Raw genomic sequence first — 11933 nt, 5'->3', positions numbered from 1 at the left:
CCTATTGTCGGTTCTTTACTGATTGAACCGTTTTGGGATTTATGGATGCGGCAAACGGCTGTTGATACAGCTTCATACGGCAACTTTTCTTGCCAAATTACTCTTGCGCAGGAAGGAAGAATTTTGCAAGAAATACATTTCAAGTAGCCGAATCAAGCGCGACAGCCGACCTTTGCATCTGATAAAACCAAACCGGTGATAGGATGAAGAATAGATGGGAGATAAAATGAAAAATAATTAATATAAAAGAGGAATGCTATTCTTTTTGCAGAAATATAAAAAAGGAATAGAATGATATAATTATAAAAGAAGGACTATTATTGCCCTCTCAATTATAAGAGGGTATGTTCTCAAACCCCGACCCTTGTTTGTAATAATGTAATACCGTAACACCTCCGTTAAAGGTCGTTACGGTATTTTTTTGAATTATTCTTGTGTTACTTCCATAGCCTTGCTGTATTCTTTGATTTGCTCCATTGTCAGCCATTCGGGTTTTTCGTTTCCCCGGAAGCTGTCGTGGATTTTCGTCATATACTCAATTTGTGTCTTTTCAGAACCAGCCCACAAACGACGAGGACTTTTGTTTCCAAAGCCAAGATAATATTCACAGTCGGCTTGCAAACGACCCAATAACATATACCTGAATTTTAAATCATGCTGTAATACTTCTTCTATTGTCATACTCGTTTTCGTTTTAATTAAGTTTTTTATTTTCCCTTTTTTCAAGTTTTTCGACTTTGCCTGAAGGGTTGTTTTTCATGTGCGTCCCAAACGACGAAGCAGGAACGCAGTGCAAGGAATCGGGAATGAAATTTTATGAATACCGAAATCTATGATTTAGGAAGATTACGTCAAATTTCATTTCGGATAGCGTAGCGATACTTGGATAGCGTTCGTTCGCCGTAATTTTGCACACGAAAACAAGACCGGGCGAAAGTCTGGATAACGACAAGAAATATCAACATTCATTACATAAGGACTGTAAAAGAGAGCAGGCAGTTACGCTGCTATAAAAGGGAAACAAGGAAATTAAAAAAGTGGGCACGGGGCAATCTGTAAAAAAGGTGGCTGCCGCCTGTCTTCGGGCAAAAGAAGATACCATACCGATAGGATTTAACCAGTACGGTATCTCTTTGGTAGTCATCAGTACCATACTTTCAGAAAACCATTTAAAAACATTCGATATTCGCCTCTTGGAAAATCTGCGGGGCATGCTGATAAAGCAAAGGAAGATTCAATACCGCCATTGGATATTCCACAAATCCGCTTCTACGCTTGTAACCGGAATAAGTCGCTAAATTATTTGTCTCCAGAAACTCCATTGCATCCGGATAATGGTTCACATCAATAAATGTACGGTCTGGCAAATCGAGTGCATCCATGCTCTCCAAATTGACGGATAGCACGATATACTCTGCTTCATCTTCCACACTTTGCAAAGTAAGTGCTAACCAGCCATTGCCATAAAATTGAGGCATGAGATAAAAGCGTTCTCCACGAAACTCGTATTCTTTCCGCATTAGGGAGCTGTCCGGCTCTACCAAGCAAAATTCATCCTCTCCAGAAACAAATTCTGTTGATGGGTCGCTGACATCCATATACGTTCCATTTACATTGTGACACAAATACTCTGTATTTTCTGAACGAACAATCACAAATTGAATTTCCATACTTTTAAAATTTAGCTATTAAACATCATATTCTTTTTTTCCCTTTTTTCGGAAGCCTTTAGGCTCCTCCAGTCGGGATTTGATTTTTACGTGCATTCAAGATTGCCTTTAAGGAAAAGCAGGCAAGGAATTTGGACAGAATTTTTACAGTTGCGGTATGGAGCGTATGCGACATTTGAGCGATTGAAAATCGGGAAAGCTACTGAAAAATTGTGTTCAAATAGCGTAGCGGTACTTGAATGTTTTTCCGTGGCAATACCTTTGCACAGGAAAAAACAAGTCCTGACTGGTAGCAGCCTGAAACGAAATAATTTCGTTTTATACAAGGGTAAAACGGAGTGATAAAAAAGGGAATGACCACACAAAGAACAGCCGACAAAAGCCGGCTTTCTTTTGTTCCTGTGGGAGGAGCTGAAGCATTCAATCCGTTACATCATAATAATAGCTTAGCTCGTCATCTTTCAGATACTCCATTGCATATTGACTGGCTTGTGCCCAAAGGGTATTATACAATGTCGCAATTTCTGGCCTTGTTTCATAATACTGCCATATCTTATGGTTAAGCACTAAAACCAGTTCCGTGAGATACTTGTAGTTCTCTTTCCACTCCTTAAAAGCACGGTTGAAAGTGTCCTGTACCGCCGAAAGACCAAATCGGTCAGCAATGGAAAAATCATTCCAAAAGGTTGTTTGCAATTCATAACCGTTCTCTAACATAAATTCTCTGAATGTCATAATGCCTCAAATTTTAAAGATTAATATTTTATTTATTTCCCTTCGATACTTCCTGTACCGAAAGGTTGATTATTTTTCTGCCCACGGGATTGGCGGCCAGAACAGGCAAGGAGGATGCGGAAAATACACTCTTCGATATTTCGGAGAGGAAGATTTTACAGCAGCAAGTGTCAGCGGTCCTTGACAGGACAGACAGCCGACAATCGAATTTTGCAGGGAAATAACCAGGCTTGCGGGACAGAAATATAGGGGGGTAGCTGGGATGGGGCTATAAAGGAGAGCCGGAGTCTAAAAAAGGAAACTGACACAAGCGGCCACCTACAACAGTTGGGCGGGGACATTCATAAATGTGTAAAAAGGACTGGTTTCCCACCACATTTTTGCAGAAATATACGGCATAAAACACAAGTGCCGTAACAGCCTCTTGAGAAAGCGTTACGGCATTTGTTTAAGTACAGGTTACAGGCTTTTTACCTGAACGAGGTTGTCCTGTAGAGTTTTCCAGCCATACACTGCTGCCACATAGGGGTGGAGGGAACGTGTAACTTGGCGAAAACCATTCTCGTCAATTTCATAGTTGTAGATTTTTGCGGCAATCTGTTCTGCGTCGTCACGATTTTCAGCGACACGGTACAAAACATAATTCGTGCCATCATGGTGCGACATACGGCCTCGTATATCGTAGCCGTCACCGTACCACTCTGCATCATACTGTGTAGATTGTAATATCCTGGCAATGTTGTCACCCAAAATTTGATAGCCTTGTTTGCGTCCGTTCCACAATCCTAAATCTCCAAATGCAATAATGACTCCATTGACATCCTTGTTTAGGTTCTTCCGCTCATCCCCCAATTCATTATACACTTCGTCCGACCACTCTTCATCGCTGACTTTGTAGGCATCATCGTCCAGTTCTTCTCGCTTGAAATTTTGATAGTACTCTCTTGCTGTTTCATCCAATAGAGCATCACTTGACCAAATTATTTGTTTCATACATTAGACATTATATAGAATAAAGTTTTAGGGTACTGATAATCATAAGCCCTGTTCTTTATTCTGTATAAACTCTATTCTAATTTTTTATTTTCCCTTCCCTTCAGAGGCTCTTACCTCGTCCGGTGGGATTTGATTTTACGTGCAAACCACAAGGCGGAAGAAGGGAACAATGCAAGGAGGAAGCGGAATCCGAAGGATTTCATTTGAACGGCATTGACTGCAAATGAAACGCGCCTTGCAGGTTCACTTCCGACTTAACTTCGCACTGTAAAATTAATGGACGGCGGATGTAACCTCACTTCTGGGAAGAATACATGGTTATAAGAGGGACTGGAAAGCTACTCAAAGGTATGGAATTGAGAGAGTCTTCTTTTTTCTATTGAAAATCGTAATCTGCCTGTTCATCAAGCGGAGCTAAGTATAACAGTATTACCGGGTGAAGATTTCATTTGGAGTTTGGCATCGCAACAGCCACTTATAAAAGTATGATGCGTATTAATCCGGTCATGAGCAAAACAAAGCGACCAGAAGGTCGCTTTGTTCATGATAAGGCAAGAATTATTTCTTGCCTTTTTTCACGGGTTTTATCGGCTTTTCAGGAACATCCTCCTTTTCGATAGGAGGATAAAACTTGACAGCCACCATAACAATACGATTGTGCTTCACACCGCCCTTATCGGTCCACTCTTCAGACCTAAAGTAGCCTTCAATGGTGAGCATCGTACCTTTGGTCAGTTGGTCGAATGACCCAGTATTCTCGTTTTTACGCCAAGTCTCAATATTCATAAAGGCTGAAATGCGGTTGGTTTCCTCGGCATTCCTTTCCTGACGGCTTACGGCCAATGGGAAACGTGCGACACTGCTGTTGGTGAACTCTCGGATTTCAGCGTCTTTACCTAAGAATCCGGTTACTGTGAAATTGTTTTCAATCTTTTTCATGTTGAATTGCTTTTAGAAGTTATTAAATCAATTTTTACACTGCCTAAAAAGTAGATGTCGTTTAAGGGATGCGCCAAGGATAGCGCGTCAATACGCTTTATTTTTAGCCACAGGCAAAATCGAAGGCTCGATAAAGGAAGATTGAGGCGGCTACGCCATTGGTCAAGACAACCATGTCGTTCCCGTCGGCATACTATCTTTGCAGAGGAAAAATGATGATTGCTTCGATAAAAAGCGATTATGGAAAATGGGAAACAAGTAAACCGGTAATGATAAGGAAAAAGAGCAAATCCAAATGTTGGCACAAAGGCGAGACATCCGTCCGAAAGTCAGTGAAGAATAGCAAAGCCAAAGCGAGACATGCCTGGTTTGAATTGAGACTGTAACAAACAAAATACCGTCCAATCAGAAAAAAGGTCATTGCATAAGGAATGGGGCAGCCAAGAGTGGATAGAAGCGTAGGCAGCCCATCCTTGGAGGATAGTGATATCCGCATCGAAAAAAAATGGAACTGGAAGGAAAAACGGCAGGGAGAACCAGACTTTTCACAAAGTGGTTTCCAATTCGCTTTGCGCGAATGGCTGGTTTCTACAAAAGGGAGTGGCGCAGCCAAAAGAAAAAGTTATAAAAGGAAAATGGAAGTAAGGCTGAAATGGGTGATTCCATTCCAGCCAGTCGATGATATTTGTCCAAAGGTGTCATTGAAATTCAACCATCATAATACGATGCTCGAATATTTTGGTTTTGTCGCTGGGACATCGCTGGCAAACCCAAAGGTGTCGTGCACCGTAACCGTATGTGAAATACTCATCAAGTGGAGTTTTTTTCTCCAACTGTCTCATGCTTTCACGCAATTCCGCCTCATTGCCAGAAAAAAGAATCGTGTTAATGATTCGGAAATAAAGTTCAGTTACCTCGTCACAATAGGGGCAAAAGCTGTGTTCAATTGTTACTTTCATGCTTCTTTTGATTTTTATTGTACTTCGATTATATCTTCAATTCGACCATATAGGACAGAACGTAGTGCGGTTTTGTCAATGGCATAATATTCGGCAATATGTCCGTGTTGTTTCACAAAATACCGTTTGAGAACATCGGAGAAGTCAAAACGGTAGCCCATTAAAGCGATACCTCTTTTGAAATAGCAGCACTCTTTCACATTGCGGGTGAGCCAGTTCTTTTCTTCCCGACTCAACTTGTCGCCATTATCAAGACGTTCCCGTAATTTGTAAACCTTGCTATCTTTCAGTTTTTCCAATTCGGGCACATCCCATTGGACGAATTTCATTGCTATCTGTGTCATGGTTTCTATGTTGTAAAATTGTAAAAATTACTTCGTCAACAGTATTTAATAATCTCTCTTTGCCACAGATGAAACGAACAGTGATTTTGTTGTCGAAATCACCGACAATCGTTCCATCCGTGTGTCTCTTATAGAAATAAGTAAAGTGTAGGATAGACCATAATTTTACTTTATCTTCTTCTACTCATTCAGTTACTAATTTGACCTTCCATTCTCCCTGAGAGAATATTCTAAAGCTCACGTACTCGTTTTCAAATTCATAGGATAGAATCTTGATATAGACTTTATCTTTGTCCTCCAACGATTCTACCATTTTTTTGATTTCTTCTTCTGGATACACCCAACGAGAGGAAAATTCTGCATCTACACTATCACCATATCGATTGGTAAATTCGCTGAAAGTGTCGTTCAAGAAAGCCTCTATTTTGTCGAGGTCTGTTTTATTTTCCGTTCTTGCGTGGAAAATGTTGGTTGCATAATTTGCCATAAATACTAAGTTTTAAGTTTGTTACTTTCCCTCCTGTAGCATTTCACTTACTTTCGGGCTTGATTGAAATTATGTCGCTTCAATAGGTGGCATGGCTATGTATGCAGGGTTTCACTACAAAATACTACCTCTGCGAAGCGGAGCGTGGAGATTTTGTAGTGAACCTTCAGGTTACAACCTTGCATACAATAAAGACATGGCAAATACCTTTGCGACACAATTCCCATCAGCCAGACCGAAAGTTGAAATGCGAGCATGTGGGAGTTTGCTCGGTACGGATATGTGTAAAAAGTGGCTATGAAGTAAAAGAGTATCGCAGCGAAAAGAGAAAAGAGGCAAGAGCTTATCTTCTCTTTTGGCTGTATGAGTAGAATGGGAAAATCACAAAAGTAACATGAAAATCCAGTTTGGTTTAGTTTGTTAGCCTTATATATGCTAAACTAAATTAAACTAAATATAGGCAGGCATTTTTGGCTGCCTGTACAAAAAAGATTATCTTTGCTAAAGCAATACAACTTCAAGAGATAATAATTTGCATTCTCTTTATGAGCTGCAAATAATTTGTTAGTTAAAGTTAGGAGCAAATTCTTCGAATGATGAGAGCAGATAAAATTGCTCGGAATGCACTCTGAAAGCAAACAAACGAAAAGAAAGAAACAGAGTGCAAATAGAAAAATAAGAAATCACTTTAATTCCTATTTTTGTTCCTTATTTGTTTCTCTATTAAAACTACACACCTTATAATATATTGATTATAAAATATTTAAGTGTGCATTTTTAAAAGAGTTAAGAATATTACAAATATCTAAGGAATACATCGACTCCCAGCAACATCCGATCCGCATCAAGGAAGAGTCCCCAAGGCCCACTCCCGAGCGTCAAGCCCAACGCCCTTTCGTTCGCTTGGATTGCTTATACGGTTTCGCTTGTAACCCTTGCTCTTTCGCTTGTCCTCAAAAGGCAATCACCAAAAGCTCCACCAGCGTAACGCCCGAGATCGATTACGAAAAATGTACCGGCTGTATGCAATGCGTATCCCATTGTCCGGGGCTGGCTATTTTCGGCTACGATACCCGGAAGCAAAACTTATTCTTACCGGTAGAATACGAGGTAGAAGTAGGTGCCGAGGTGTGGCTTGTCGATGATAACGGGAAGAAACAAGGCGAAGGTATCATTGAGAAAGTATTAAAGAAGCCGACAAAAACAAACGTGGCCCGTGTGAAAGCGGCAGGAATGGAAAACGATGCCTTATTGAATATCACAGGATTCATCGTAAAAGAAAACTATCCGGAGGAGATCGACTTCAAGCAAGAGCCGGAGTGTGAGTCGGAGACCTATGTTTGCCATTGCGAGGACGTATCTTTGGACGAGCTACTTTCCGCCATTGGGGATCGTAAATATATCTCCGTCGACGAGGTAAAACATATCACCCGCCTAGGAATGGGGCCATGCCGTGGAAAACGCTGCATACCCCGCCTACGCATGAAACTAAGGGAAAAAGGTATCGAACTGGTAGGCGACGCTACCCCCCGTGCTCCCCTATCTACTCGCTTCGTCCTAGGGGAAATGTATCCACAGCGTCAGATAGCGGATACCTATAAAGTAGATTCTGGAAAGCAGGTTCGTAAGACGGAAGTCTTAATCGCCGGCGGAGGTATAGGTGGTAGCGCATTGTTCCGTTATTTTGCGGAAGCCGGTAAAAAGACCGTGCTTATTAATGCGGATCGAGGATCATCATGGCGTAATATCGGTGGTGGTCGTCCAGCGTTCTCGATCCCCGAATTAGCGGAGATCGCCCGTAATAACCAAACGATATTCGAGGAGACACAAAAAGAATACGATATCCATTACCGTGAGATACGCTATATCACGTTCGCCCACGACGAGGCTACCTACAATGATCTGGAACGTTCCTGCGGTTGGTCCAACGCTTATTTGATCGACAAGAAAGACTTTCAGAAAGAGGTGTCCCCCTACTTCAACACGAACCAAAACACCTATTTCGCCGCACAAATCTCCCAGCATTGTTGGCAAGCTACCCCGGGGCGTGTGATAGACTTTATACGAAACAAAGGCAAAGAGCGGCAAGGTGAGGTTTGGGAAGACACACACCTAGTGGAAGTACACAAAAACGGTAGAAAATATCACGTCTTATTATATACGCATGATAAGCGATACATCGAATACGAATGCGATCATTTCGTGAACGCCCTCGGTTATAGCGCCGAGCGTTTCGCCCGCATGCTAGGCCTTTACACCGGCCTCTATCCGGTCAAGTACCAAGCGTTGATTACCCATCGCCTACCGAATCTGGGTAAAAACGGGGATATCCTCGATATGTTGATAGACCGCCGGAAACGTAACGACTTCTCCGCTGTCTACGGTCAGCAATTCGCCGAGACCGGACAGATTATCGCTTGCGCCTCCCCCGCTGTCGACGCTAAAGCGGAGATCAGCAACTTTGATGAGTTGAAGTTTAATACCCGTCGTTTCATGGAGATCATCTCCGAGGTGTTCTGCGATTGGATTCCATCGTTAGCCACAGTACCCGTACAAGCCACATGGTCCGGTTATTATGTAGAGCCTCGCTACATTATCGATCCGGATAACGGACTATTCGTAGGTTTGCAAGGTCACGGCTTCATGCTCGCTCAATACTTGGCTAAACTATACGTAGATAAAGCGTTAGGCCGTACCGTTCCGGATTATATGGAGCGATTGAGGCTCGATGGAGACGGAATTAGTGAGAAAGCTTTCAAATAAACTATAAATAAAATAAAGCCTCCTCTATCACAATTGGTAAGGGGAGGTTTTGATAAAACCAATCTTTTCTATTTTCGTTATTCTATATCCATAAATAGTAATCATATGAATATAGAAACAACAGACAACTCTCCTTTGCTACAGGAATGTATAGAAGAATTGATCAATAGTAAAATCGATGAGGGGAAAGGAAGAACCGCTGGGAATTATCGAAGCGCATGGAATAAATTATCCACCTTTTTAGGTCCGAGGGTAATGGAATTTATATTTGCCGACTTAACGACCGATTTTCTTCATCACTATCTTTTATGGTTGATGCAAGGGGAAGACGGGAAACAGGCTCCCTTGAAACCGGGTAGTTTGGACTTCTACATTCGTAATCTAAAGACAATGTACAACAAGATCGCCCAAGATAAACAAATGGATGTTCCGAGAGAAAGCCCGTTCTCTGGCCTGCAGATAAAGGTCCCACCCACCCGGAAAAGGGCTTTGCCAAGTCTCGACCTACAAAATCTGGCGACTCTTGAGCGGCCCAAAAACCCATACGCCTGTACGGCCCTTCACTTGGCTCTTTTCTTATTTTACGCTAGAGGTATGTGCTTCGTGGATGTCTTTAATCTGCGACACAGCAATATAAACGATGATTATATCCACTACGTACGTAGCAAGACTGGCGTAGCGATGCAAGTAAAGATCACCCCCGAGATAAAGAACATCATATTCTCTTATCGGCGTTTCAATAACCCGTGGATATTCCCTTTCTTACACGAGAAAATCAGCGGAGAGGGAGAAGTCACGGCTCAGTCCGCGCTTCGGAGAGTGAACCGCCACTTAAAGAAAATGGGAGAGCAATTACACTTCGAACAGCCATTCACTACCTATGTGATGCGGCATAGCTGGGCTTCCATGATGCTGGAGGCGAATTCGGAAATCGGCATTATCAGCCAATCCTTAGGACATATGTCCCTACGGACTATCGAGATCTATCTTGGCCGGATATCAGTATCTAAAATAGACAGGGCCTCCGATAATATGTTGAACAATTTGGTTCGCAGCTCTTCCACCCGACAAAGAAGTAAAAATAAGGTGATGGCTTTAAGAGACAATCGGCAAGAAATGCAAGAAGCTCATTTCCTCGATTGCCTCTAAGTTATTCTCATTTATTTAAGATAGTTCATGCAGGAATGCCAAAGGGTAGATTCGTCAAGGCATTCCTGCACAGCCCTTAGAATGGATACTATTTCTCTTCACCAAAATTAACGGTATTCTCGACATTGTCCACATCATCAAAGACAGCCACGTTGCCGTTTGTTATCGTTACACGGAGGTCGGCACTATTAGGGCCGGCGATATTCACCGTCAGCTTATAATGATAATCTTGATAGATATTGTAATCGGTCACCAAGTCACCCCAAGATAGAATTTATACTATTTATCCGTCATTCTGAGAGTTGTCTCTTTCTGCGTAAGAAAGAGACATTTTTTTTCTCCATACTTCTTTATTCTCAATCACTTCTGTTTTTCGATTCATTTTACATTATCGTTTATTTTACCGTTTGTCTCTTTACATCTCACTACTCATTTAACATTTAGGACTTACTGTCCGAAACGGCACGCACGAGGTAGCACGATTCCCGACGGGGGAACCGTGTAAAGATCCATACATGCAAACTTCATATTGTTACATGACGTTGAATTGATAAGGACTAGGAAATACGAAGGCGCAGACATCTTGCCGTTATGTCCGTGCCTTTATGATTGACTAAACCGTGATCGCAATATTACGATCCGTGGTTTAAATGTCTAATTGTTTCGATTTTGTCTATATTCATTAGGTGTAACCCCAACCATTTTCTTGAACCAACGGCTGAAATGTTGCGGATATGGAAATCCCAATTCGTAGGATATCTCGCTGATGGATTTGGTGACATCGAATACACGCTCTTTCGCTATATCGAGCATCTTCTGCTGGATATGTTTCAACGCAGAAACACCGGTTTCCTTTTTCAGAAGGTCGCTTAGATAGTTAGCCGACAGGCAAAGCTTGTCGGCACAATACTGCACGGTGGGCGTACCTTTACTTATGGGAAGATTGGACGCAAGATAATCATCCAGCGTTTGCTCAAATCGGGCTAAGATGTCAAGATTCACATTCTCCCGCGTTTCGAATTGACGGTCATAGAACCGCTCACAATAATCAAGTAGGAGTTTTATATTGTCTGTAATCAGTGATTTCGTATGCTTGTCTATGGGATGGAGCAATTCTTCTCTGATTTTGCACATGCAGTCAATAATGGTTCGCCTTTCCTGTTCAGACAAGTGGAGTGCTTCATTGGCGGAATAGGAGAAGAAACTATAGTTTTTGATGAATTGGGCTAACGGAGTGTTACGTACCAGTTCGGGATGAAAAGCGAGCAGCCATCCACCGGGTTGATGCAACTGACCGTCATCGTCAGACCCCATGACCTGCCCCGGAGCGAGAAAAAGCATCGTGCCTTGCTGATAGTCATAGATGCTACGACCATATTTAAGAGTACCACAGTCCGGGTCTTTCATCAAGATAGCATACAAATTATAGAGTTTCGGACAGAAATGTACCGGATTAGCCTCTCGCGCATCGATGACCGTAACCAGCGGATGCAACGTTTCCATACCGAAATAATCGTTGTATTGCTGCACAGTGTCTATTCTCTTTATCTCATTCATCTTCAATTGTATTTGGCTTCGATTGCAAAGATAACCTTTTCTTTCATACGTTTCTCACCGTCCGATGAAATTGGTTATTATATCTGTGGAATTGATACAGTCTACACCCCAAATAACCGCTATTTTTTCAATAAAAACTTTTAAATAATAATTATATGGGAACAAGAAAAATTATCTGTATGTAAATCCCGCAAAACGAAACGTGATGGTTGTGAAAAACGAAATGCGTTTATTGAAACAAAAACGAAATGTGCTTCAAATTTAATCCGCAAAGTAACCGTCTATTTGCAAAATCAAAGCAAAACACCTTCTTTATACATAAAAAGAAACGGCA

At 41.8% G+C, this 11933-nt stretch carries 12 protein-coding genes; 2 read left to right on the top strand and 10 right to left on the bottom strand.

The window, feature by feature from the left end; translation table 11 throughout:
- Window positions 1-426 precede the first annotated feature (426 nt).
- The 8 genes from HMPREF0999_RS03490 to HMPREF0999_RS03455 form a co-directional block, all read right to left on the bottom strand.
- Entirely contained in the window at window positions 427-681 is a 255-nt protein-coding gene (locus tag HMPREF0999_RS03490; protein WP_008669097.1) for an LPD11 domain-containing protein, read from the bottom strand.
- Window positions 682-1169: 488 nt separating this feature from the next.
- The gene (locus HMPREF0999_RS03485) at window positions 1170-1670 is read right to left on the bottom strand and encodes a DUF4313 domain-containing protein (protein ID WP_008669094.1); all 501 of its coding nucleotides are present in this window, start codon (window positions 1668-1670) and stop codon (window positions 1170-1172) included.
- A 420-nt stretch (window positions 1671-2090) separates the two neighbouring features.
- Window positions 2091-2405: a hypothetical protein gene (locus HMPREF0999_RS03480; protein WP_005836700.1), complete on the bottom strand. Its 315-nt coding sequence runs from the start codon at window positions 2403-2405 to the stop codon at window positions 2091-2093.
- A gap of 459 nt (window positions 2406-2864) precedes the next feature.
- Entirely contained in the window at window positions 2865-3398 is a 534-nt protein-coding gene (locus HMPREF0999_RS03475) for a hypothetical protein (protein ID WP_008669090.1), read from the bottom strand.
- A 561-nt stretch (window positions 3399-3959) separates the two neighbouring features.
- Window positions 3960-4340 (bottom strand): single-stranded DNA-binding protein, encoded by a 381-nt coding sequence (locus HMPREF0999_RS03470; protein ID WP_008669088.1) that lies wholly within the window; start codon window positions 4338-4340, stop codon window positions 3960-3962.
- A 698-nt stretch (window positions 4341-5038) separates the two neighbouring features.
- Window positions 5039-5299, bottom strand: a complete 261-nt coding sequence (locus HMPREF0999_RS03465) for a hypothetical protein (protein WP_008669086.1) — start codon at window positions 5297-5299, stop codon at window positions 5039-5041.
- 14 nt (window positions 5300-5313) lie between these two features.
- The gene (locus tag HMPREF0999_RS03460; RefSeq protein WP_008669085.1) at window positions 5314-5643 is read right to left on the bottom strand and encodes a hypothetical protein; all 330 of its coding nucleotides are present in this window, start codon (window positions 5641-5643) and stop codon (window positions 5314-5316) included.
- 184 nt (window positions 5644-5827) lie between these two features.
- Entirely contained in the window at window positions 5828-6130 is a 303-nt protein-coding gene (locus tag HMPREF0999_RS03455) for a hypothetical protein (protein WP_008669083.1), read from the bottom strand.
- Window positions 6131-7033: 903 nt separating this feature from the next.
- Here HMPREF0999_RS03455 and HMPREF0999_RS03450 point away from each other — a divergent pair.
- Both HMPREF0999_RS03450 and HMPREF0999_RS03445 read left to right on the top strand, forming a co-directional pair.
- A complete protein-coding gene (locus HMPREF0999_RS03450; protein WP_084797518.1) occupies window positions 7034-8893 on the top strand; it encodes an FAD-dependent oxidoreductase in 1860 nt (619 codons plus the stop codon).
- A 105-nt stretch (window positions 8894-8998) separates the two neighbouring features.
- Complete coding sequence (locus HMPREF0999_RS03445) at window positions 8999-10042, top strand: tyrosine-type recombinase/integrase (protein ID WP_009275185.1); 1044 nt, start codon at window positions 8999-9001, stop codon at window positions 10040-10042.
- Window positions 10043-10130: 88 nt separating this feature from the next.
- Here HMPREF0999_RS03445 and HMPREF0999_RS22625 read toward each other — a convergent pair whose 3' ends face one another.
- Both HMPREF0999_RS22625 and HMPREF0999_RS03440 read right to left on the bottom strand, forming a co-directional pair.
- Window positions 10131-10298, bottom strand: a complete 168-nt coding sequence (locus HMPREF0999_RS22625) for a hypothetical protein (protein ID WP_008779843.1) — start codon at window positions 10296-10298, stop codon at window positions 10131-10133.
- Window positions 10299-10696: 398 nt separating this feature from the next.
- Window positions 10697-11599, bottom strand: a complete 903-nt coding sequence (locus HMPREF0999_RS03440; RefSeq protein WP_005857092.1) for a helix-turn-helix domain-containing protein — start codon at window positions 11597-11599, stop codon at window positions 10697-10699.
- Window positions 11600-11933 lie beyond the last annotated feature (334 nt).

Origin of the sequence: Parabacteroides sp. D25, assembly GCF_000307475.1 — a bacterium.
Taxonomy (GTDB): Bacteria; Bacteroidota; Bacteroidia; order Bacteroidales; family Tannerellaceae; genus Parabacteroides; species Parabacteroides distasonis.
This window is presented reverse-complemented; position numbering and strand designations above follow the sequence as displayed.

Excerpts from the sequence above, each read along its gene's own strand:
- HMPREF0999_RS03490 (WP_008669097.1), bottom strand. The coding sequence starts at position 681 with ATGACAATAGAAGAAGTATTACAGCATGATTTAAAATTCAGGTATATG.
- HMPREF0999_RS03485 (WP_008669094.1), bottom strand. The coding sequence starts at position 1,670 with ATGGAAATTCAATTTGTGATTGTTCGTTCAGAAAATACAGAGTATTTG.
- HMPREF0999_RS03480 (WP_005836700.1), bottom strand. The coding sequence starts at position 2,405 with ATGACATTCAGAGAATTTATGTTAGAGAACGGTTATGAATTGCAAACA.
- HMPREF0999_RS03475 (WP_008669090.1), bottom strand. The coding sequence starts at position 3,398 with ATGAAACAAATAATTTGGTCAAGTGATGCTCTATTGGATGAAACAGCA.
- HMPREF0999_RS03470 (WP_008669088.1), bottom strand. The coding sequence starts at position 4,340 with ATGAAAAAGATTGAAAACAATTTCACAGTAACCGGATTCTTAGGTAAA.
- HMPREF0999_RS03465 (WP_008669086.1), bottom strand. The coding sequence starts at position 5,299 with ATGAAAGTAACAATTGAACACAGCTTTTGCCCCTATTGTGACGAGGTA.
- HMPREF0999_RS03460 (WP_008669085.1), bottom strand. The coding sequence starts at position 5,643 with ATGACACAGATAGCAATGAAATTCGTCCAATGGGATGTGCCCGAATTG.
- HMPREF0999_RS03455 (WP_008669083.1), bottom strand. The coding sequence starts at position 6,130 with ATGGCAAATTATGCAACCAACATTTTCCACGCAAGAACGGAAAATAAA.
- HMPREF0999_RS03445 (WP_009275185.1), top strand. The coding sequence starts at position 8,999 with ATGAATATAGAAACAACAGACAACTCTCCTTTGCTACAGGAATGTATA.
- HMPREF0999_RS03440 (WP_005857092.1), bottom strand. The coding sequence starts at position 11,599 with ATGAATGAGATAAAGAGAATAGACACTGTGCAGCAATACAACGATTAT.